The sequence below is a fragment of the Mycolicibacterium madagascariense genome (genome assembly GCF_010729665.1).
GTDB classification, from domain to species: domain Bacteria; phylum Actinomycetota; class Actinomycetes; order Mycobacteriales; family Mycobacteriaceae; genus Mycobacterium; species Mycobacterium madagascariense.
Genome location: NZ_AP022610.1, coordinates 2,942,657 through 2,964,993 on the forward strand (window position 1 = coordinate 2,942,657; position 22,337 = coordinate 2,964,993).

General features: G+C 69.4%; 17 protein-coding genes. 7 read left to right on the forward strand and 10 right to left on the reverse strand.

What is annotated here, in order from left to right:
- Window positions 1-22 precede the first annotated feature (22 nt).
- Window positions 23-544 (reverse strand): hypothetical protein, encoded by a 522-nt coding sequence (locus G6N60_RS13780; RefSeq protein WP_163738008.1) that lies wholly within the window; start codon window positions 542-544, stop codon window positions 23-25.
- A 491-nt stretch (window positions 545-1,035) separates the two neighbouring features.
- Here G6N60_RS13780 and G6N60_RS13790 point away from each other — a divergent pair, with 491 nt between their 5' ends.
- Window positions 1,036-1,476 (forward strand): nitroreductase/quinone reductase family protein, encoded by a 441-nt coding sequence (locus G6N60_RS13790; RefSeq protein ID WP_163738011.1) that lies wholly within the window; start codon window positions 1,036-1,038, stop codon window positions 1,474-1,476.
- Here the strand turns inward: G6N60_RS13790 and G6N60_RS13795 are convergent.
- Both G6N60_RS13795 and G6N60_RS13800 read right to left on the reverse strand, forming a co-directional pair.
- Entirely contained in the window at window positions 1,473-2,258 is a 786-nt protein-coding gene (locus tag G6N60_RS13795; protein ID WP_163738013.1) for an SDR family NAD(P)-dependent oxidoreductase, read from the reverse strand. The two genes, G6N60_RS13790 and G6N60_RS13795, sit on opposite strands and share 4 nt — an antisense overlap.
- A gap of 191 nt (window positions 2,259-2,449) precedes the next feature.
- On the reverse strand, window positions 2,450-3,226 hold the full coding sequence (locus G6N60_RS13800; RefSeq protein WP_163738015.1) for an SDR family NAD(P)-dependent oxidoreductase: 777 nt from the start codon (window positions 3,224-3,226) through the stop codon (window positions 2,450-2,452).
- Between the two features lie 251 nt (window positions 3,227-3,477).
- Between G6N60_RS13800 and G6N60_RS13805 the strand changes: the two genes are divergently transcribed.
- Window positions 3,478-4,080, forward strand: a complete 603-nt coding sequence (locus tag G6N60_RS13805; RefSeq protein WP_163738017.1) for a TetR/AcrR family transcriptional regulator — start codon at window positions 3,478-3,480, stop codon at window positions 4,078-4,080.
- Between the two features lie 548 nt (window positions 4,081-4,628).
- Window positions 4,629-5,039 (forward strand): CDGP domain-containing protein, encoded by a 411-nt coding sequence (locus G6N60_RS13810; protein WP_246240650.1) that lies wholly within the window; start codon window positions 4,629-4,631, stop codon window positions 5,037-5,039.
- 479 nt (window positions 5,040-5,518) lie between these two features.
- Here G6N60_RS13810 and G6N60_RS13815 read toward each other — a convergent pair whose 3' ends face one another.
- Window positions 5,519-6,796 (reverse strand): hypothetical protein, encoded by a 1,278-nt coding sequence (locus G6N60_RS13815; RefSeq protein WP_163738019.1) that lies wholly within the window; start codon window positions 6,794-6,796, stop codon window positions 5,519-5,521.
- 664 nt (window positions 6,797-7,460) lie between these two features.
- Between G6N60_RS13815 and G6N60_RS13820 the strand changes: the two genes are divergently transcribed.
- On the forward strand, window positions 7,461-7,805 hold the full coding sequence (locus G6N60_RS13820; protein WP_163738021.1) for a hypothetical protein: 345 nt from the start codon (window positions 7,461-7,463) through the stop codon (window positions 7,803-7,805).
- Between the two features lie 270 nt (window positions 7,806-8,075).
- On the opposite strand, the gene G6N60_RS28910 is transcribed toward G6N60_RS13820, so the two are convergent.
- Window positions 8,076-10,520 carry a PE family protein gene (locus G6N60_RS28910; RefSeq protein WP_281355703.1) on the reverse strand — a complete coding sequence of 815 codons (2,445 nt, stop codon included), beginning with the start codon at window positions 10,518-10,520 and terminating at the stop codon, window positions 8,076-8,078.
- Here G6N60_RS28910 and G6N60_RS28580 point away from each other — a divergent pair.
- On the forward strand, window positions 10,504-11,307 hold the full coding sequence (locus tag G6N60_RS28580) for a hypothetical protein (RefSeq protein ID WP_163738024.1): 804 nt from the start codon (window positions 10,504-10,506) through the stop codon (window positions 11,305-11,307). The two genes, G6N60_RS28910 and G6N60_RS28580, sit on opposite strands and share 17 nt — an antisense overlap.
- An 833-nt stretch (window positions 11,308-12,140) precedes the next feature.
- Here the strand turns inward: G6N60_RS28580 and G6N60_RS13835 are convergent.
- The 3 genes from G6N60_RS13835 to G6N60_RS13845 are packed head-to-tail and all read right to left on the reverse strand — an operon-like array spanning window position 12,141 to window position 14,250.
- Entirely contained in the window at window positions 12,141-12,632 is a 492-nt protein-coding gene (locus G6N60_RS13835; RefSeq protein ID WP_263992056.1) for an arsenate-mycothiol transferase ArsC, read from the reverse strand.
- Window positions 12,622-13,740 (reverse strand): ACR3 family arsenite efflux transporter, encoded by a 1,119-nt coding sequence (arsB, locus tag G6N60_RS13840; protein WP_163738027.1) that lies wholly within the window; start codon window positions 13,738-13,740, stop codon window positions 12,622-12,624. The genes G6N60_RS13835 and arsB overlap by 11 nt, the downstream gene beginning before the upstream one ends.
- A 33-nt stretch (window positions 13,741-13,773) precedes the next feature.
- A complete protein-coding gene (locus G6N60_RS13845; RefSeq protein ID WP_163738029.1) occupies window positions 13,774-14,250 on the reverse strand; it encodes an ArsI/CadI family heavy metal resistance metalloenzyme in 477 nt (158 codons plus the stop codon).
- 100 nt (window positions 14,251-14,350) lie between these two features.
- On the opposite strand from G6N60_RS13845, the gene G6N60_RS13850 reads away from it, so the two are divergent.
- Window positions 14,351-14,710 carry an Rv2640c family ArsR-like transcriptional regulator gene (locus G6N60_RS13850; RefSeq protein WP_163738031.1) on the forward strand — a complete coding sequence of 120 codons (360 nt, stop codon included), beginning with the start codon at window positions 14,351-14,353 and terminating at the stop codon, window positions 14,708-14,710.
- A 1,160-nt stretch (window positions 14,711-15,870) separates the two neighbouring features.
- Here the strand turns inward: G6N60_RS13850 and G6N60_RS13855 are convergent.
- Window positions 15,871-18,291 carry a PE family protein gene (locus tag G6N60_RS13855; RefSeq protein WP_163738034.1) on the reverse strand — a complete coding sequence of 807 codons (2,421 nt, stop codon included), beginning with the start codon at window positions 18,289-18,291 and terminating at the stop codon, window positions 15,871-15,873.
- Window positions 18,242-21,064 carry a PE family protein gene (locus G6N60_RS28295; protein ID WP_179969691.1) on the reverse strand — a complete coding sequence of 941 codons (2,823 nt, stop codon included), beginning with the start codon at window positions 21,062-21,064 and terminating at the stop codon, window positions 18,242-18,244. The genes G6N60_RS13855 and G6N60_RS28295 overlap by 50 nt, the downstream gene beginning before the upstream one ends.
- A gap of 103 nt (window positions 21,065-21,167) precedes the next feature.
- On the opposite strand from G6N60_RS28295, the gene G6N60_RS13865 reads away from it, so the two are divergent.
- Window positions 21,168-21,872: a hypothetical protein gene (locus tag G6N60_RS13865; RefSeq protein ID WP_163738037.1), complete on the forward strand. Its 705-nt coding sequence runs from the start codon at window positions 21,168-21,170 to the stop codon at window positions 21,870-21,872.
- Window positions 21,873-22,337 lie beyond the last annotated feature (465 nt).

The following is a 22,337-nucleotide window of genomic DNA, read 5'->3' on the forward strand; positions in this document are numbered from 1 at the left end:
GGGGCCTCAGCGCGGCGGGCCGTCAGCCTCCGACGGCGGCGCCCCCGGATACGCCGGCCCCGCCGCCACCGGTACCTCCGGAGCCGCTCGACCCGCTGCCACCACTGGAACCCGTGGGACCGGCTGGACCGCTGGCGCCACCGGAGCTGCCGCTGCCGCCGGTCCCACCGGAGCCGCCGGGAGCCTTGGGTCGAGTCGTGTCCGTGTCCCCGGGCGGGGCGCCAGGACCGGTGGGGCCGACGGCGCCACCGTTGGCCCCTGGGGCCGGGGCGCCGGACCCACCGCCCGCTCCCGGCGCGGGGGTGGCCGTGCCGGCCGTGGTCGCAGGAGCGGCCCCGCCCGTGGTGGTCGCCGGCACGCTCGTCGAAGTCGAGGTGCTGGGTGTGGTCGACGTACTCGTCGATCCGCCACCGGAATTCGATCCGCAGGCCGCCAGCAGGGGAGCGGCCGCCAGGGCAGCGCTCATCGCTGCGATGGCGGACCATCGACGCAGCGCAATCCTGCGATGGGTGTGGGCGGTGAGGCGAGAGTCGGTATCGATCATCGGGGTCTGCTCCACTTCGTTCGGCGATGAGCAATCGCGGCTTTCCCCCGCTATTGGCCCGCCAAACGGCGGAGACGCGGCTGGTGAATCAGTCCCGACGTCCGCGCCGTTGGTACGCTTCTTGACTCAATATGTTGTAGCGCAATGCTTTTCACGGTCGTGCGGCCGGGCACGGGTCGACGTCGGGCGTACGGTCGTCACGATCACGTAATAGACGAGCGTTCTGATGGCCGCGTCGACCTACGGGCAGCGGCACGACCCCTTTCCTTTCTGCGGCCGATGGGGCACCGTCGTCTTGGCGGCAGAAGGGACGCAGAGCTTTCACGGCCGCGCGGTCATGATCGAAGGACCGAGGGAGGAGACCACGGTGCCAGTGACGGCGAGGTCAACGACTTCGGCAGCGTCCGCAGCGTGTTCTTCCGCGATCCCGACGGACTCGAAGGCCAAGTGCTCGTCGCGAAGTAATCCACGCAACTCATAGGAGACGACCGATGTCCGAACCAACACCGCCATGGTGGCTCAAGCCGGTGAACAAGGTTAACATGGCCATCCAGAAGTTGGGCATTCCCACCGGACCCGTCCGCGTGCTGACGGTGCCCGGCCGGACGTCGGGCCGGGCACGTCCCACCCCCGTCACGCCGTTCGAGGTCGACGGCCAGCTCTTCACCGTCGCGGGCTACCCGAAGGCGGACTGGGCCCTCAACGCGCGGGCTGCAGGCGCGGGCACGCTGACCCGCGGGCGTTCCTCTCATCGGGTCTCCATCGTCGAACTCTCCGCCGAGGACGCGCGCCCGGTGCTGCGCGCGCTCCCGACGAAGTTGCCGCAAGGGGTCGGCTTCTACAAGCGGTCCGGCCTCGTCACGCAGGGGAGTGCTGACGAATTCGAGGCGTTGGCGGGCCGTTGCCCCGTCTTTCGCCTCGATCCGGTCTAGATCCACCCACCGCTGGCGTCGAGTACCGACCCGGTGAGGTAGGACGCGTCCTCGGACAGGAGAAACGCTACGGCGGCGGCGATCTCCTGTGGATCAGCAAGGCGGCGAAGCGAATTCATGCTCTTCATTACCTTGTCGGGGTCGACGTCCGCCAGCTCCGGATGGGTGTAACTCTTGGCGTGTTCGGCAGCCATGTCGGTCGCAGTACCGCCAGGTGCGATGGCATTGATCGCAATGCCGGCTTCGGCCAGTTCGGGAGCGAGATTCAGCACCATGGCATTGACCGCGGCCTTGCTCGCTCCGTACAGCGTGTGATGGTGCACCGCAATGCGGGCGCTGATCGACGACGTCAACACGATGCGGCCGCCGTCCGTCATCGCCGCCACCGCTGCCTGGGTCACGAAGAGTTGACCCGCGACGTTGGTGTGGAAGATTCGGTCGAAGTCGTCCATCGTCAGCGACGCCAACGGCCCGAAGTGTTCGATACCGGCGTTGCTCGCCAACAGGTGAAGTGCGCCGAACTGGTCGACCACGTCGCCGACGACCGACCGCGACTGTGCCGGATCGCTGACGTCGGCAGGAAGCGCCACCGCCCGGCCACCGCCGCCGGCGATCTCGTCGACCAGCGCCTGGGCCGCCTCGGCGTCGGAGCGGTAGTTTATGGCGACGGCTGCACCCTCGGCGGCCAGTCGACGGGTGACGGCCGCACCGATGCCTCGGCTGCCCCCGGTGATCAGGGCGACCTTGCCGCCGAGTCGTGCTGCGGAAATCTGGGTGGTCATGGAGTTGGTCCCTTCGTTGGTTCGTCCTCCACGATGGACGTTCGCAGCGGGGGCGTCCACCGAATGTTTGGTGGTGCGCGCCGCGTATTCGTTGCGATCACCAATGCGTAAGCGTCACAGGGTTATTCGTCATCGTGACGATTTCACGGGAATTGGGCGGTGGCGTTGCCGACACCGCTGGGACCCGGTGGTCAGCGCCGTGGCGTGTCGTCGTTGACGTCCCAGATCTGTCCGGTCCCGTCGCCGCCGAGCCGGGCCAGCAGCGCGGCGGCGGACTGTTCGGGGCTGATCAACATGCCCGCGTCACGGAAGTGGACGAACTGGTTGCGGATCGCGGCACCGATGCGCTCTTCGGGTTGACTGCGGACCCAGTCGTGGATGGCGGTGTCGACGATCCCCGGCCGAAAGACGTTGACCGTCACCCCCGTGTCGGCGACTTCAGCCGCCAAGTTCAACGTGTGCGCCTCCAACGCCGCCTTGGAACTGGTGTAGGCATTGCCGCCGAGGAGTTGCGACGGCGCCACCGCCGCTCTGGCCGACACGTTGACGATCCGGCCCCACCGTCGGTCGCACATGCCAGGCAACAGCGTCAGCGTCAGGGTGGCGGGGCCGACCACGTTGACCGCGATCGCCGATGCCCACTCGTCGACGTCGACGTTCACGGTGGGTCCCATCGGCTGCACCGTCGCAGCGTTGTTGATCAGGATGTCGATCGCAGCGCATTCGTTCTGAACGTGCTGGATGGCATCCCGCAGAGCTGACGGGTCGGCGAGGTCGGTGGGCACGACCACCACTCGGGCACCGCGTGCTCTACCACGCTCTGCGACCTCGTCGAGCTCGGGCTGCGAGCGGGCAAGCAGTGCCAATTCAGCGCCCGCGGAGGCCAAGCCCAACGCCACAGCCCGTCCGATGCCGCGGCCAGCCCCGGTCACCAGCGCGGTCTTGCCGGCGAAGGTCTCATCGGCCATGTCGGCCACCAGCCGCCGAGGCGTGCGAATCACGGGTGCGGCTGCGACCAATTCGTCGCGGGCTTGTCGAGTGCCGCCGGGCGTCGTCGAATGTCATTGCTTCACCCATCCGGGATCGTTGACGGTGATCATGTGAACCTCTCTGCAGGAACGCGTTTTACGTCATGAGCGCCACATCGATTTTTTGGAACGATCGGTTAGTAACGTACCGTAATTGGACTGATCGTTCAAACTGCGAGTAGAGTGAAGAGATGCCGCGTGGCAAGACGTTCGATCCGGAGGAGAAGGTCGAGGAGGCACTCGAGCTGTTTTGGCGCGAGGGCTGTGACGCCGTCAGCATTCAAGATCTCGTCGAGGGACTGGGGCTCAACCGCGGCAGTCTCTACGCGACCTATGGCGACAAGGAACAGCTGTGGCGGCGTGCGCTGACGCGCTACTGCGAGCAGCGCCGCGACTACCTGTCCGAGCTGCTCGAGAACCCGACGACGCCGGTGCTGCCCCGCATTCGGCGGCTCATGCTCGACACGGCCAATCCCACCGCCGGCGATCCCCACGGCTGCCTCATCGTCAACGCGATCACCGAACGCACCAACGATCCCGCGACGATGGACATCGTGACCGGTCAGATCAACCATGTGGAAGACGTGCTGCGCCAAGCGTTTACCCGGGCCCGATCGGGTGGAGAGATCCCCGCTGGATCCTCGCCCCGTCGACTTGCCCGGTTCGTGGTGGTCACGCTGCAGGGGCTGCACGTGTACGACCGCGCGTTGGCCGATCCGCGACGGGCGCGTGACGCCGTGGACGTCGCCATGTCGGCGATCTCTTCCGGCGCCGTCTCGGGCGGACGCACCTGAACTAGGGGACTGCGAGAGGTGTTCCCGCCATTCGACATCGCCGGCTCGTCGGTAATTCGGCGGCCCGTCACAATGATCGACGGAACCGCCTGGCGATCGGGGGGCCTAGTTGCTAGCTGCCACGCAGCTGATCGATGAGGTGGTAACTCGACGGCCCGTCGGGCAGGACCCAGGCGGCACCCCGCGGACGGTTCTGGCGTCGGCCCATTTTCGCTAGTTGGTCCGCCCTGTGCCGTATTCGTATTCCACGAGCCAGTAGCTATTCGCGACCCCGGACCGTTGGCGCAGTACACGTAAAGACAGGCTGACCAGGGGCAAGACCGCCGCTGCCTGATTTACAAAATATTTGCAGTGCGTTTCTACTCTAGGGACGGGATGCCACGGCGCGTGACTGCATCGAGGTGTCCCCTGATCGGGGGACGGATGTTTCATCCCGTGCCGTGTCCGATCGCGGGACAGACGCCGCCGACGGATCGCAGCACGCTGCATCCGCCGCCGGCAGCATCTGCGCATCACGCCGACGAGCAAACAACGGAAGGGCAACCACGATGACCAACACCACCACACAGCGCATGCGCCGCCTCGCCGGCGGCACCGTCCTGTTCACCGCTGCCGTGGCGTCGATCGCCGTGGGTGCCCCGGCGGTCGGTCATGCCGATCCCGGCCCCACCGCCGGCCCCACCATGGGTTGCGAAGTCATCCACTGGAGTTGGGCCTGGGCTGGCCGCCGCAAGGTGTGCGACGGCCCCAGGCAGGCCGACGGAAGCTGGCAGCGCATCCGCACCGTATACGATGTGGCGCACACCGACCCACAGAGTTGCACGTCCGATGGCAGCTGCAGTGGGGGCAAGTTTCATCCGGAAACCGTCTATAACCAGGAGGCCTATCCGGTGACGGACGATACGGTGCTGCCCGACGAGCCCGGGTGGCTGCCGCCCTACACCTACAACGTCCTCTGACCAACCACAGACGCTTGAACGGGCCGGTCCGCATTGCGGGCCCGGCCCGCCAGTCGTTGGGCGTAGCTGACATGGCCAAAAGCCTGTCGGCATTGACGGCGGCGATCGCGGCCTGGGCCATGACCCAATAACAGCCGCACCCGCCGACCTCAAGGCCGAACGATTTGCCTCACAGCGTCTTTGACGTTGACTTCGGCACAGTTCGCGCGTCGCGGGCCTGATGCCGGCCCGAGGGAATTTCTCACCGTCGGGGTCCAGCCGGACGAGAATCGTGACTTCGCGTGGATCGCCCGCGCCTAACGCAACGCTCGATCCTGTGCGGTCGGTGTCTATTCGGGGTTCACGTCAGGCTTTACCCATTCAATTGCACGAACTCTCCACCGCGAGGGCGCGATTGCGATTGCGATCGCGAAGCCAGCGGCGGGCATTGCGCTGATTTTGAGTGGCGTTACTGCCCGACATCACCTGTCGTGGCGATGTCAGGAACCAGCCGACGTCGACGCCGCCTTGTGGGCGCTGCCATCTGGATCCGTCTTCGCAGCGGTAGGGGAGTCGTTGGCGGTTGATGCGGCGGCGGGCTCCTTGACCGACGTGTTCGACGACGTCGCCGAAGCACCGGCGGTGGTCTTCGGTTGCACCTTGTTGCCCGAGGTGACGTCCACGGTCTTGGTCGATGCCGTCTCGGCGTCAAGTGTGGTCTCGTCGGCGGCATGGTGTGCGGGGGCGTCGCTGCTCACCGTCGTCGAGTCGGTGGTCGCGGTCTTTGCAGAGACCTTGGAGGCTGCCGACGCGCTCGACTCTGCCACGCCTGCAGTCGAAGTCGACGATTTCCGTGCAAGCGAGGTGCCGTCAGTCGTCGTCGACTTCTCGTGGGTCGAGGCGGCGGAGATGGACGGGCTCGACTGCGTGATGCCGGTGGCGGACTGAACGGACGTGGTGGTCGACGAGGCTCGAGTCGTCGGTGCGACGGTCGCTGTGACGGTGCTGGAAATGGTGGCTTCGTCAGGGAAGGCCGCTTGGACGAGGCTGGTGACGAAGTCGCGAGCGATGGCGAATCCGCCGTTTTGGCCGAAGGTGTTGGTGACGGCGGTTTGGAGGACGTTGCCAATACCGGCGGCGACCGCACTGGCGACCGCGACGGGGTTCAATGTCCCCAATGAGGAGATGACTCCTTGCACGGCATTCACCAGACTGGTCCGGGCGGAGACGTAGACGTCGCGAACGCGGAGTCCCTGCGTGTTGATGATTCTCGGTGCGGCTCTCACTGCGTTGGCCAGGGGACTGAGCGGTATGTAGCGCGCGATCGCCGCGGCGGCTTTGTCTGTGACGTCTGACTTTCCGTAGTCGACGAGGGGGTTGATGATGAGGCCCTCGAGGCTCGCGAAGGCGCCGTTGACGTTACCTTTCAGGAGGTTGCCGTATGCCGTAGCGACGGCGGAGAGCGTGTTGTTCGCGAACGACTGAATGATCCGGCCGATCAATTCGTCCACTGCCGTAACCACCGCCGCGTAGTCAGCCGGGTTCAAGGTGGGGAGTGAGAGGGTCGCATCGACTGCGATCAGGGGTGTGATGGCGGTGGGGGACGTCGCCACGGCCGCCAGCTGATGCACCGAGGTCGTGGAGAGCAAGGTCGGAGACGTCGCCAACAGGCTGGCGACGGTCGGCCCGGTTGCCTCGAGGCTGTCGCGCAGGGCGGTCTCGGCTTGCCGCACCGTGCTGGCCGCCGATTGGGTGGCCGAGGTCAGTTGGGCGGCCAACCGGTGCGGAGTCGGCGTCGGTGAGATACCGAGGGCTCCGACCGAGAGCACTGCCGCAGCGACCAACACCGTCGACGACGTCGCGGCGCGTCCGGACACGCTAGCAACCTGCATGAGACCAGCTTTCGTGAAGAGGAAATGCGGGCGAACACCCGTGCATCAGGAAACCTACAGTCGCGGCCGCGCTTTGCTGAGCGACCCCGCTGAGGTGACAGTAACGCACGAATGGGCGGCGGCGTCAATGTCTCGTCGAGGAAGAGGAGTTGTCAATCGGGCCACCCGCGCAGCTTTACAAAATATTTGCAATCCGTCGTTAAGGTGGGTCGGTGTCCACTGTCGTGCTACCGACAACCTGATGTGGCAGTGGCGATTTGGCGAGTCGGAGCCACCGGTGGAATTCGCGCGCGGAGTTCGCGTACGGCGGCGGTCGTTGACGCACCATCGAGCGAACGTTCGGGACGCGTCCATGGGTCCTCGATCAGTCCGGCCCCGGCACATGATCGCTGACCGCGTTGCTAGCGGGGTGTCGAGATAATGAATTCGATCGTCGATCGACGTTCGCGACACCAGCCGAAGATCAGCCGCCGCCTTCTCGCCGCGAACGCCGTCGCGACGTCCATGTGTCCAGTACGACTCGACACCGGGCATCGAGATGAGCCCACCAGTGGGTAACGCGCCAGAACACGTCGCCGGCGGAGAACGCCGCGCGGGCCGGCGATGGCCGACGTGGCTGCTGGCCGTGCTGACGGTCGTGGCAGCAGTATTTGTGATGCTGTTCGCCCTTGGCGCGGCGATGAGTACTGCTGGGTGCAGTGGCCCGGGATGTCCGGACATGAGCGCCCGGTCGCTATATGCGGTGCTGTTCTACGGCCCGCCGGCGGTGGCGGGGCTAACGGTCATCGGATCATTCTTTTTCGCCAAGCGTCGTTGGGGTTTTCTCGTCCCGCTAGGCGCGCTGATCCTGTTGGGCGTTGACCTGGCCGCGTTGGCCGCGATGTTCCGGCGTTAGCCTGCGGCCCCCGGGACGACGATGGTCTTAGCGACAGCGCGCGGCGGGAACGGCCGCCGCGCCACGAACGGGACCGCGGCGTGGGGGAGAGGTACTCGTCACCGAGCAGAAAACACCGCCTCGAAAGGCGAAGTTGGACAACCACTCTGGAAAGCACCGGTAACTCGTCGAATCGGTTTCGTCGTACTGCGGGTCTGCGCGGCTTCGACGTAATCGGCCATCGGGCACGCGGCCCCGGACCCGTCGTGCCCGTGGCCCACCGCACGGTGCTCAGCCGTTGACGCCCGGCTTGCCGTTTCGGTCGGTTCCGATCCCACCGGGACCGCCGAGTCCGCCGGGAGCGCCCCCGGCGCCGCCGTCACCGCCGATGCCAGTGCTGGCCAGGGTGGCCTTGCCGTTGCCGCCGGCGCCACCTGCACCGCCGGTGCCGTTGCTCGCGCCGGCACCCCCGCCGCGGCCGCCGTTGCCGCCCCTGCCGCCGTTGCCGCCCGTGGCGGCCGAGGAAGCGCCCCGGACCGAGGCGCTGCCCCCCATTCCGCCGTTACCGCCGTTTCCGCCCGCACCGTTCGCGCCGTCCGCGCCCTTGGTGCCGGTGCCGCTGGCACCACCGGACCCAGCGCTACCGCCGTTGCCACGGATGCCCCCGGTGCCCCCGGTGCCGCCGAGTCCGCCATCGCCGCCGCGCACCGTCGTCCTGCGCTTCACTTCGTTGACGCCGTTGCCTGCACCGCCGGTACCACCGTTGCCGCCGGTGGCGCCGTTGCCGCCGCGGCCCCCGCTGCCGTTGGCGCCAGACGCGCCGTCGACGAGGCCCGTTCCGCCGTCGCCGCCACTGCCGCCGTTGCCACCGTTACCCCCGTTGCCACCGCTGGCACCATTACCACCGTTGCCACCGGTCCCGCCGACGAGCCCGGTGGCGCCATCGACGCCATTGACGCCCGCTGCACCGTTGCCGCCAGCGCCACCGTTGCCACCGGTACCGCCGGCGCCACCGTTGCCACGGGTGCCGGCGACGCCGCCTTGACCACCGGTGCCACCCGTCCCCGCCGCACCACCATCGCCTGCCAAGCCGCCGTCGCCGCCGCGACCGCCCGGGCCGCCGTCCAGACCGGCTCCGCCGTTACCGCCAGCGGCATCGGCGTTGACGCCTGGTTTACCGGCAGCGCCGGTGCCGCCCGTGCCGCCGTCGCCTCCGTTACCGCCCTTGCCGCCGTCCCCGTTGGCTCCGGCTTTCCCGGCGGCGGCGGTACCGCCGCCCGCCGCACCAATGATTCCGGCGTTGCCACCAGCTCCGCCATTGCCGCCGAGTCCGCCGAAGTTCCCGATGCCAGCGGCCCCGCCGAGGCCGACTCCGGGTGTCCCGGTATCTCCAGTAGCGCCGTTTCCGCCGTTTCCGCCTGCGGCGCCGTTGCCCGCGTTCCCGCCCGCGCCGTCGGTCCCGGCGGTACCCCTCACACCGCCGGTTCCTCCGGTGCCAGCCGAACCGGCGGTGCCGGCTGCGCCTCCGCGGCCTCCGTTACCTCCCGCACCGCCGACTTGTCCCTTGGCGCCGTTGGCACCGGGGGTGCTGCCGTTGGCGCCGTTGGCGCCGGCCGCACCGTTTCCGCCGTTGCCGCCGTCGGCGCCGTTGCCGGCATTTCCACCGTCACCGTTGGTGCCGTTGACGCCGTTGACTGAGCCTGCGCCGCCCGTCCCGGCGTTGCCGCCGTTGCCGCCACCACCGCCGTTTCCACCGGAGGTACCGTCGCCACCCGCTCCGCCAGGGTTCGCGGCGTTGGCGCCCGCGGATCCGCGGGCGCCGTTGGCACCGTTTCCGCCTTTGCCGCCGTTTCCGCCGTTGCCGCCGACACCTCGCACCGCGGACAGGCCGTCAGTACCGGCTTGGCCGCCGGTGCCGCCCGTACCCGCTGCGCCGCCAGCGCCTGAAGTGCCTGCAGCGCCGCCGTTTCCGCCGTTGCCGCCGGCCTGACCGTTGGTTCCGTCGCCGCCGTTCCCACCGGAGGGTGGGGCCGCCAAGCCAGCGGCGCCGTCGGCACCGTCAGCGCCGTTGGCGCCGGCCCCGCCATTGGCGGCGTTCCCCCCGTGACCGCCGGAACCGTTCACCCCGGCCATCCCGGACTTGCCGAACAATCCCGCACCGCCACCAGCGCCCGCGTCACCGCCAGTTCCACCGCTGCCGCCGGATCCACCAGCCATGCCGTCGCCGCCAGCACCGCCAGCCTCTTTGGCTGCCAAACCCTGGGTACCGGCCATGCCGCTGCCACCGGCTCCGCCGTCACCCCCGGATCCACCCGCACCGCCGTTACCGATCAGCAGACCGCCCCGGCCGCCGGCGCCGCCCTTGCCGCCTGCAGACCCGCCGGCACCGGATTGACCCTCGCTCACGCCGTCGGCGCCGGTGCTGCCATTGGCTCCGGCCCCGCCAGCGCCGCCGTTGCCCAAGAAGAGGCCACCGTTGGCGCCACGCCCCCCGGCACCGCCGTCGATGCCCAGTACGCCGGCGCCGCCGGCACCGCCGGTGCCAATGATTCCGACCGCGCCGCCGTTGCCGCCATTGAAGCCGCTACCGCCCACACCCAGCAATAACCCACCGTTACCGCCTCGGCACGCCGCGCCACCCACGCAGGTCGCAGCGGTGTAGCTGTAGCCGGTTCCCAGCAGCAACCCGGCGTCGGGGTGCGCGGCGGTGCCGTTGCCGATGAACAGCGTCAGCACGTCGTTGACGAAGTCGCCCAAGTTCGGTGCGGCGGCCGGCGGCTGCGTGGCGAGCGACGCGACGTTGATCCGCGGTGCCGCGGCAACAACGCTAGCGGTGGTGGTCGTGATCGCTGAATCATGTTGGGAAACAGCGGATTTCGTCGCTACCGACTTTACGGTGGACGAGTCCACTGCGCTGGGTGACGTCGACGCCGCGGGGCCCGAACTGGTCGCCCGCGTGACTGTTGCGGCAGCGGTGGTCTTCCCGGCTCCGCCTGCCGTTGATTGGTGGCCGGCTCCGGGGCTCCCGGTGTCATCCTGGCGGCCAGCAGTATTGGAGACGGCGCTGGTGCCCGTGTCGGTGCCGTGCTTACCGTTCCCATCCGCACGGCCTGCCGTGGTGGGGTGCCCGGTGCCATTCTTGGTCGACGCTCCCGCCGCGCCGGTCGACGACGACGCGGAGGTGCCGCTGGGACCGGTGGCGGGCCTCTTGGAGGTAGCCCCAGACAAAGATATCCCGCTCGACGTGCCCGACGTACCAGCTGCGGTGGACCCCGCTAGCGAATCCTTGGTTGACGTCGAACCCTTCGACGACGTACTGCTGCCCTTGCCTACGGACTCACCCGAATCGCCGGCATGCGTGGCCGAGGAACTCGCCTCGGAATGGGTGGTGTCGGCCTGGGCCACGGCGGCGCCGGAGAGCAGTGCCGCCCCGACCCCGACGCTGAACGCCCCGGCAGTCAACCAGCCCGACACCGGCAGCACCCGACCACCTTCACGTGCGGCTGCGCGTTTGCTGTGCTGACTATCCCTGCGGTGTCGCCCGGCCATCGTCTGTCCTCGGAGTCCTTCGTCGTCTGATAGCGAAACACGGTCGTTCCGCTTCTGTCGCATGGTCATTCGTCTGTGGCTGCGAAGCCGTCGACCGGGTATCGAGCTCCGGCCGGGGCCTTCCGACAGCGCGGTGCATGGCTACGCCGAAGCGACGGTGATTTGCGCACCACACCGCAGACGACGAATCGTTGGCCCGGGCTCACGATTAGTTCCCGGGTACCACGTCGCCGTCGGTTGCCCTCGATGGGTGGTGATCACCGTGTTTCCGTCCCAGTCTCGTCACGCGCCCCCTGTCCGGTGGGATCGCGCGGTGTGTCAGCAGCGAGCGTCACTGTCACGACCGGTCGTCGATCGCGCGCGGGGGTTCGAGTCCTCAGAGTAGGAACGCACTGCAAATATTTTGTAAATCAACCTCCGGCGACCGTCGATGACGTCGAACGTTTGCTGCGTGTAAAGAGTTGGTATTCGACGTCGTCCACCGCAGTAACGTCACAGTGACGAATAGGGCCACTCACACGGGGGTCTCGCGACCGCGGACCGCTGCCGCAAATTGGCCCAGTGAGCGCGAAGACAGGCTTGACTGCGGGCGCCCCGGGTTGCTTCTCCATGTTGTTGGCACTCGCAGTTGTTATTGGTACCGACGCGCGCGAAGAAGGTGCGAGTCGTCCAACAGTGCGCCTTAGGCGGATACCTGCTGCATCGTGAAAAGGCGCCGGGCGACTGCGCGGAGTCGTGTCGATCAGCCAGTCGTCCCGTGGTGCGAGCATTTCATCAGATGCAACTCACACTGGTTTACTGGCATGGTCACGTATCACTTTGTGTCGAGTGCGTTTCCGGTTTATGCCCCGGGGCCGTCTGATTCTGTTGGTGGGTGAGGCGGTCGGTGAGGTCGTTGACTCGGGCGTTGATGTCGTCGCGGATGAGGCGCATGCGTTCGATGCCGTCGATCCCGCGCAGCGATGGTTCGTCGGTTTCCCAGATCTCAATTGGCGTGGTGGTCGGGTTGAGGTGAGCTTGGGTTCCGAGGACGACTATCAGATCAGCGGCGTCGATTAGGGCGGCGGTGAGCTGAGTGGGCGTGTGGTCGCTGATGTCGATGCCGAGTTCGGCGAGCGCTTGTGCGGAGATGCTATTGACTGAGGTGGTCCTGGCATGGGTTCCCGCCGAAAGCGTGTTGACGCGCCCTTGGGCGGCATGACGCATGAGGCCCTGTGCCATCACGGATTTCCCGGCATTGCTGACGCAGACGAATAGCACGGTGGGTGGGGCGGGTTGGGCGGGGAGGCTATCGGTCACGCGTGGCTCCTGGATCGGCGGTGACTCCAGATGGCGCGGTGACTGCGTCGGGGAAGCGGTGGCGCAGGGCCAGGGAGACGTAGACGAGTGCGACGAGGACCGGGACTTCGATGAGTGGACCGACGACGCCGGCCAGGGCTTGGCCGGAGGTGGCGCCGTAGGTGGCGATCGCCACGGCGATGGCGAGTTCGAAGTTGTTGCCAGCGGCGGTGAATGCCAGGGTGGTGGTGCGTTGATAGCCCAGGTGCAGGACTGCCCCCAACAGGTAACCGCCGCCCCACATGATGGCGAAGTAGGCCAGCAGGGGCAGCGCGATGCGAACGACGTCAAGTGGTTTGTGGCTGATCTGGTCGCCCTGTAGGGCGAACAGCACGACGATGATGAACAGCAGCCCGTAGAGCGCCCACGGCCCGATGCGGGGCAGGAATCGCGCTTCGTACCAATCGCGGCCCTTCGCGCGCTCCCCGAGCCCTCGGGAGAGGTATCCCGCGGCCAGGGGGATGCCCAGGAAGATGAGCACCGATTTGGCGATCTGCCAGGGCGAGGTGGTGATGCTGGTTGGGGGTAAGCCCAGCCAGCCGGGCAGCACCGAGAGGTAGAACCATCCCAGCACGGCGAACATGACGACCTGGAAGATCGAGTTCAGTGCCACCAGGACGGCGGCGGCTTCGCGGTCACCGCAGGCCAAGTCGTTCCAGATGATGACCATGGCGATGCAGCGGGCCAGCCCGACGATGATCAGTCCGGTGCGGTATTCGGGCAGATCGGGCAGCAGCAGCCAGGCCAGGGCGAACATCAGCGCTGGGCCGAACACCCAGTTGAGCAGCAGGGAGCTGAGCAGGAGGCGGCGATCGGAGGCGACGGTGTCGAGGCGGTCGTAGCGAACCTTGGCCAGCACCGGATACATCATGATCAGCAGACCTAGCGCGATGGGCAGGGAGATTCCGTCGACCTGCACGTCGTCCAGGGCGGTGTTCAGCCCGGGGATCAGCCGGCCCAGCAGCAGCCCAGCGGCCATGGCCACCCCGATCCAAACTGGCAACAGGCGGTCGAGGGTGGAAAGTCGTGCTGGAGCGGAGGATTCGTCGTTGGCTGTCCTATTGGTCATCGGATTCTCCAGCTCGGGTCGACGAATGGGCGGTCAGCAGCACGACACCGTGGGCGCCGCCATGGGGTCCTGGCTGGCGCCGTCGCAGCACACCCCGCCGCCACGGTTGGCGGCGTCGCCGTGTTGAGGGCTGGTGCCAAAGGTCTCGGAGTCGGCCAGCACGGTGTAGACCTCCCAGCGCTCACCGCCGGGCCCGGTCACCCAGACCTTGTCCTGGGTGGCGAAGCAACACGTGGTGCCAATCTCCTCGTCGGTGAACACGCCGGCCTCGGTCAGCCGAGCGATCTCGGCGTACACGGTGTCGCTGGAGTCGACCTCCACCCCGAGGTGGTTCAGGGTGCCGCCCCGGCCAGGGTTCTCCAGCAGCACCAGCTTCAGCGGTGGCTCGGTGATCGCGAAGTTCGCATACCCGGGTTTGCGCTTGGCCGGCTCGGCGCCAAAGAGCTTGGAGTAGAACGTGATCGCCGCGTCGAGGTCGTCGACGTTGAGGGCGAGCTGAACACGTGACATGAGACGTCCTCCAAGTTGTGAGACATATATCGAACTCTGTGGCGTCGCCATCATGGCTTACCTCTTTGATATATGTCAATGTCTGTGGCAGGGTGATTGCATGCCCAAGGCGTTACCCGTGATCGACACCTCAGCACCGGTATGCTGCGCTCCGGTGGCCTCGGGTCCGATGAGTGACGATGATGCGTTGCAGATCGCGCTGCGCCTCAAGGCACTGGCCGATCCGGCGCGAGTCAAGATCGTGTCGTATCTGTTCAGTTCCGCCGCCGGCGAGGAGAACTCCGGGGAGTTGGCCGCCGTGCTGGGCTTGACCGAGTCCACGGTCAGTCACCACCTGACCCAGCTGCGCAGGGCCGGGCTGGTGGTCTCGGATCGGCGCGGCATGAACGTGTTTCACCGCGTCCGCCCAGACGCACTACAGGCGTTGTGCGTAGCGTTGGATCCCAACTGCTGCATCTAATGGGGTGACGTTGATCGAGGTGTTCACTGCCCCGGGCATTCTTGGTGTTACGTGTCCGCGTGGATGCGGTCGGCCACGTAGGCGCCGTATTGGCCGGAGCCGCGGCGGTCGTGGCGGATCGCAGTTTGCGGGTTGCAGCCGAGGGCGTCGGCCAGGACCGGGGGCGGGGTGATCTGGGTGATGTCTGCCAGGTCCCGATGCGTGTAGAGAGCGAGGGGAATCCGAGGGTCTTGAGGCGGAGCCGGACGTGGCCGGCGGTGAGGTGATTCCCGGGTCGGTAGCCGGGAAACACCCACGGCCTGCGGCACAGGTTATTACGTCACTGTGACGAATAAACACTTAGAGGCTGAGCCTTGGGCGCTTGACTCAATGCGGGACGATCAGGGGCGCACGGGACGCGGTCGACCAACCTGAATGCAACGGTACGTTGCATTCACTTAGAGAATCGCCAGCACAACCCCAAGACGGGAGCGGCCGAAGCTGCAAGTTAGACGGGAAAGCAGTTCCTCACAAGTATTCAACCAGCGACTGTGACGATAAGAAAGAATGCCGATAAGCGACATTATGTCAGTTCGTAAGTTGGTTATTCGCATGGGCCACTGGCGTCGGTTAACGGCGCGACGAGGTCCATTGCATTCATTGGTCGTCGGACAACCCGTGCTGCCCAGCGACGATCGGTCGAGCGGCCGGCCGTTGTGCAGAACCGCTTGCGACCGTCGGCCCAATCACCATGTCCCCGGGGTTGCCTCCGCCTTCGAGATCATCCTTTCGTCACGGTGACGAAGATGGACTAGGCGATATACATCCGTTGCGGGTCGCCCCCACGCTGCGACGGCCACTACCCACGCCACCCTCGGCCGGCCCGGCGACCACCCGGGCCGGATCGTGGGGGCCCCGGTCAACACGATATCGCCGTGCAGTATTGCCGGTGTGCCGGCAACGAGACCGGTGATACCCCGGCAAATCCGCTTTCCTTGGTGTGGTAGAGCCGCAGCCGTTGCGAACCAGGTGTGTCATCCCGGGCGCCGGGCACCGGTCCGGGACGCCCACAAGTGATGTAGACCGGCCAACTGACACCGTTGCCCCGGAGCCAATCTTTTTCTCCGCAACCACGTCCGTCATTTGGCGCTCCCGCGTTACGGGCCGAGACGTCTAGACCTCTAGAGGTCTTGACGTGTTTGGCCGTGGACGCCGTTGCGGCCGCTTCCCGCCGTCCCGACACCGCCCACGCCGCCTGCCCCACCCCCACCTAGGTAATCTGATATGTCGCCCCCGTTGCCCCCGTTGCCGCCGGCGCTGCCGGGAAGTGTCGCGTTGCCGCCGTTGCCGCCGTCGCCGCCTACTGCGAGAAGGGAGACGCGGCCTACGACATCGCCGCCGTCGCCGCCGTCACCGCCCTGGGCCAGTCCGGTGCCACCGGCGCCGCCGGTGCCCCCAATGCCTTCATTCAAGCGGGTACCCGACACGGTGACTTGCCCGCCCGAACCGCCGTCGCCTCCCGTTGTTCCCATGCCACCGCCGCCGCCGTGGCCTCCATACAGATTGTAGTTGGACGGAAAGGTCTCGACGTTCACATCGCTGGTGCCACCGGCGCCACCAGCGCCGCCGTTGCCCACGGTGGCGCCGTTGCCCCCGTTACCGCCGTCCCCACCAGCGCCACCGGTACCCGTTTCGAGTGAATTTGCGAATTCAGGGAGGTGGGTGCTGGCACCGTTGCCGCCGGCGCCGCCGTCACCTCCAGCGCCGTTCGCGCCGGCAGTCGCGGCCGCCACTGATCCGCCGGTGCCGGGCTGGCCACCAAGTCCACCGTTCCCGCCGTTGCCACCGCTTCCACCGTGGCCGCCGGTGACGTCCAGAGTTCTCTGGATGGGGTGACTCGGATCACGGAGTATCTGACCTCCGTCGCCCCCTGTGCCGCCTGCGCCGCCTTTGCCACCGGTGCCGCCGGCACCGTCGAGGCCGGTGGCGCCCATGGTCGAGCCGGTGCCGCCGTGCCCGGCGTTACCGCCGGTGCCGCCCTGGCCGCCGGTGCCGCCGGCGCCGCCTGCAGTTCCGGCTGCGCCGGTGAAGGTGCCGTCGAACGGGACGAATCGGGAGGCGCCGTTCGTGCCGGGGGCGCCGTCGGCGCCGGTGCCGCCGCGACCGCCGGCGGCACCGTTGCCGCCCACGCCACCCACGCCTTGGGTAGAGCTGGCACCGGCTGCCCCCTGAATGCCGCCGGACCCGCCGCTGCCGGCCGCACCACCAACGCCGGCGATGCCGGCCGCGCCACCAGCGCCGCCATCGCCACCGGAGCCGCCGCTGCCGCCGGCGGTGCCGGCACCGCCGGCGCCGATGCCGGTGGTGCCGTCGATGCCGGCTCTTCCGTTGCCACCGCTGCCGCCGGTGCCGCCCGCACCAGCGTTGCCGCCGGCCCCGCCGTCCCCGTTGCGTCCGCTGGCGCCGGTAATCGAACCACTGCCACCGCGCCCGCCGTCACCACCGGTACCGCCCGCGCCTCCTGAGCCACCGATCCCGCCGGTCCCGCCGTCGGCGCCTGCGCCACCAGCGGTCGTCGCATCGCCGCCGGTGCTGCCCGTCACGCCCTGGGCGCCGTCACCACCACGTCCACCCACTCCGCCGACGCCGCCCATGCCTCCGGCGCCTTGGTTCGCACTTGCACCGGTGGCGCCATCGCTGCCGCCGGTGCCCCCGGTGCCGGCGAGACCACCCGCGCCGGCGGTGCCGGCCGCGCCACCATCGCCGCCGTCCCCCCCATTACTTCCGGTGCCGCCAGCTGTGCCGGATTCACCCGGGGCGCCGCCGTCGAGTCCGTTCATCCCGGCCGCGCCGGTGGCGCCAGTTCCGCCGACCCCCCCGTCGGCGGCGTTTCCGCCGTTGCCGCCGTCACCGTTGGCGCCGCTCAGCCCGGTGACGGTGCCGGTGCCGCCGCGTCCGGCGTTGCCACCGGCCCCACCGATGCCGCCGGAACCGCCCGCACCACCGGTGGCGCCGTTCGCGCCGTTGCCCGCGGCGTCGATCCCCGCACCGGTGGCGCCGGTCGTGCCGGTGGCGCCGGTGGCGCCGTTGCCGCCACGGCCGCCATCACCGCCAGCACCGCCATTGCCTTGATTGGCCGCCTGGCCAGCGGTCCCGTCATGGCCACCGGTGCCGCCGATCCCCGCCGCGCCGCCGGTACCGGCAAGACCCGCCGCGCCGCCGGTTCCGCCATTGCTGCCGTTGCCACCAGCGCTGCCCGCACTACCGTCGGCGCCGGGCGTAGCCCCGTCTTCCCCGTCAGCGCCGTCAGCGCCGTTGGCACCGCGGCCACCGGTGCCGCCGTCAGCGGCGTCACCGCCATCGCCACCGTCACCGTTGGTTCCGGCAGCGCCGATCGTGGAGCCCGCACCACCGGCGCCTGCGTTCCCGCCGGCGCCTCCGGCGCCGCCGCTGCCTCCGGTCCGCCCGGTCCCACCGGTACCCCCCGTCGATGAACCGTTCACACCCGCCCCACCGGTGGCGCCGTTGCCGCCGTCACCGCCGCGGCCACCGTCACCGCCTGCCCCACCGACACCCTGGATCGCGTCGGCGCCGGTCCTCACCGCCCGGCACCGCCGACTCCCCGGTTCCGCCGTTGCCGCCTGCGGTGCCGTCCTGACCGCTGCCACCGATCGTGTACGCGTTGCCCCCGAACGCGCCGTCGACGCCGTCGGCACCATGCCCACCAGTGCCGCCGTCGGCGGCGTTCCCGCCGTTGCCGCCGTCGCCGTTGGTTCCGGTGGCCCCGGTCGTGGAGCCCGCACCACCGGCGCCGGCGTTGCCACCCGCGCCCCCGGCGCCGCCGCTGCCGCCGGTCTGCCCGGCCTGCCCGTTGGCCCCGGGGGTGGAATTCGCCGCGCCTACCGCAGCGGCCGCACCCGCCGCGCCCGCCGCACCGGGGGCGCCGTTACCGCCGTTACCGCCGCGACCTCCGTCACCGCCCGCCCCGCCAACACCCTGGATCGCGGCGGCACCGTCGGCGCCGGTGACCCCACCGCTGCCTCCGGTCCCGACGGCACCCCCGACACCGGCCAGACCGGCCGCGCCTCCGGCACCGCCGGCGCCGCCGTTGCCGCCTGCGGTGCCGTCGCCGCCGGTGCCACCGGCCGTGGTCGCGTTCGGCCCATCCGTACCGTCGATGCCGTCGGCGCCGCGGCCACCGTTCCCGCCGCCGCCAGCATTGCCGCCGTTGCCGCCGTCGCCGTTGGTTCCGGTGGCCCCGGTCGTGGAGCCCGCACCGCCGCCGCCGGCGTTGCCGCCCGCGCCTCCGGCGCCACCGCTACCACCGGCCTGCCCGGACCTACCGTTGGCTCCCGGGGTCGTAGCCGCCGCACCGTCCGTGCCGGCCGCGCCGTTGCCGCCCACGCCGCCGCGGCCCCCGTCGCCGCCGGCCCCGCCAACACCCTGTATCCCGGCGGTGCCCTCAGCGCCGCTGACCCCACCAGTGCCGCCGGTGCCCGCCGCACCCCCGACGCCGGCCAGACCGGCCGCCCCGCCGGTGCCACCCATGCCACCGTTGCCACCGGAGAGGCCCGCACCGCCGTATTCGCCGATCGCGACACCGCTGGCGCCGTCGTGACCGTCATTGCCGTTACCGCCGCGCCCACCGACACCGCCGTCGCCGGCGTTACCGCCGGTGCCGCCGTCGCCGTTGACCCCGGTGGCGCCGAGGGTGGAGCCCGCACCACCGCTGCCAGCGTTACCGCCCGCGCCTCCGGCGCCGCCGTTGCCGCCGACCTGCCCGTCACCCCCGACATACCCGCCGCCACCGACCCCCGGATAGGTGGCACCCGCCGCACCCGCCGCACCCGTGGCGCCGTTGCCGCCGCGACCACCGACCCCGCCGTTGCCGCCCGCCCCGCCCGCACCCTGGATGGCCGCGGCGCCGTCGGCGCCGGACTTTCCACCGGTACCGCCGGTCCCTGCGCTGCCTCCGACACCCGCCAGACCGGCCGCGCCGCCCGTTCCGCCGGTGCCGCCTATCCCACCGGCGGTGCCTGCGCCGCCATCGGCGCCGGAGGTCACACCATCGGTCCCGTCGGCACCGGTCGCGCCATCCGCACCGCGGCCACCGGTTCCGCCGTCAGCGGCGTCACCACCGGTGCCTCCCGAGCCGTTGACCCCAGCTGCGCCGATCGTGGAGCCCGCGCCGCCGGCACCGGCGTTGCCGCCCGCCCCTCCGGTGCCGCCGCTGCCGCCAGTGCCGCCGGTCCCGCCGTTGGCGCCGGGGTCCGGCCCTGCTGCGCCGGTGACACCAGCGGCGCCGCGTCCACCGGTGCCACCGCGGCCACCATCACCACCGGCACCGCCGACACCCTGCACCGCGCCGGCACCATTGGCGCCGCCCCCGCCACCGGTGCCTCCGCTGCCCGATGCGCCCCCGATGCCGGCCAGACCCGCCGCGCCACCGACGCCGCCGGTGCCGCCGGCCTGTCCGGCGCTGCCCGCACCTCCACTAGCGCCGGCCGTGGTTGCGTCCGCGCCGTCCGTGCCGACGGCGCCGTCCGCGCCGCGGCCACCGGTTCCGCCCATGCCTGCGTTGCCACCGCGGCCACCGGTTCCATTCACTCCTGACGTCCCGGCGGTCCCGAACAGTCCGGCACGACCTGCCGCGCCGGCGTCCCCGCCGACCCCACCCGTACCGCCGGATCCACCCGCCATACCGACACCACCGGTGGCTCCTGCCGTGGTGGCCGACAAGCCTTGGGCGCCGACCGCGCCATTGCCGCCAGCACCACCGGCCCCGCCAGCGCCGCCGCTGCCGCCAAATCCGATCAGCAGGCCGCCGCTGCCGCCAGCCCCGCCCCGACCACCCGCCGATCCGCTGGCACCGGACTGCCCCGCAGTCGTGCCATTCGCGCCACTAAGACCATTGACGCCCGCACCGCCGGCACCACCGGCCCCGATGAACAGGCCCCCGTTGCCGCCCGCACCCCCGGCGCCGCCGTTGATGCCGTTCACCCCGGCCCCGCCGTTGCCGCCGTTGCCAAGGAACCCGACCGCCCCACCGTTGCCGCCGTCGAAACCGGCGCCCCCGATGCCCAGCAGCAGGCCGCCGTTGCCGCCACGGCACGCCGCGCCGCTGCTGCAGGACGTGGCGGTGTAGCTGTACCCGGTGCCCAACAGCAGACCCGCATTCGGGTGGGTGGCGGTGCCGTTGCTGACGAACAACGCCAGCACCTGATTGAGCACCGTCCCCAGATCCGGCGGGGCCGCGGCCGGAGTGACCGCCGTGACGGCAAGGCGCGCCGGCGCCACGACGGCGCCAGTGGCCACCGCGCTCTGCGGGAGCGTCGACGACGCGATCGTTGGCACCTCGTGGAGGGTGCTCGACACCGCCGTCTTCGTCGCCGATGCCGTTTCGGTCGACGGGGTGCTGTCGTGCGGGGCGGTCGCCTCACTGATGTGAGCCGATGGTGACCTGTTGGCGGCTTGCATAGTGGATCTTGCCGCCGTGGATGGCGCCGACCCGGTGGTGTGGGCGGCCGAGCGTGACCCGGTACGCGCCGAGGTGCCGGCCTGCCCGGCGCCAGTCGAGGCCGACACCCCCGATGCATCCGTTGCAGACGACTGCGGCGACGACACTGACGACGCCGAAGAGGGTGAAGAGGACGAGGTGCCGCTACCGCCGGCGGCGGTGCTCACGGTCGCAGCGCCTGATGAGGACACCCCACTCGAGGTGTGCGACGTACTCGACGATCCGGCCGCCGACGGCGCGGCACCCTTCGACGTCGTCGGACCCTTCGACGACGCACCGCTGCCGGTGCCCGCGGACCCACCCGAATCGCCCGCATGCGTCGTGGAGGATGAACTCGAATCGGAATGGGTGGTGTCAGCCTGGGCCGCGCCCGCACCGGCGAGCACCGCTGCGCCCACCCCGACGCCGACCGCGCCGGCAGTCAACCAGCCGGACACTGGCAACACCCGACCGACCCCACCGTCGCTGCGCCGCGTGTCCTTGCGATGCCTAGCCGCCATCAGAAGATTCCCCTCACCCGTCATACGTTCATTGATCAGCGAGCCGTGTCCAGCCCCCTGCCCCACCACCAGTGCTCACCGAACTCATCAAGACTCGCTGCCCCTGCTGAGGGGGATTCGAGCTAGAAGATCGCTGCAGCCCATAGACGTGACCCAAATTTGCTGAGTGGTGACGCCGGGGTGACTGTAGCGCACAAACGAGTACGCCCAACGTCACGTCTCCGCCCCGAAATGTGACGTCTTTTCGGCCCGCTGCCGGGAGTCGAACCGGTTTACAAAATATTTGCAATCAGTCTTATACTGCGCTGGAAGCTGGGGCTTATTGGTGGTGAAGGCATTGTGGCAGTTGAGTATTCGGCCTTCCCGGCCCGTTCCGCCGGGAGCATCGACGGGGCCGCAGCTTGCCCCCGGCGACTATCCGGCGTCCGACACGCACCGCATCAGGACCATGAGGGTCACCTACCACTCCAGGCCCGACACCACCTACGCCCAACGTTGCTCAATCGTCGTCCGGGCGTTGCTCTACCGCAAGGAGATCCTTAGTGGCACCGCCGTCCCGAGATGAAGGACGAGCAGTAGACACACACGCCGTCTGCGCACTCCTGGCAGCATGGCCAACCGCCGTGGAACG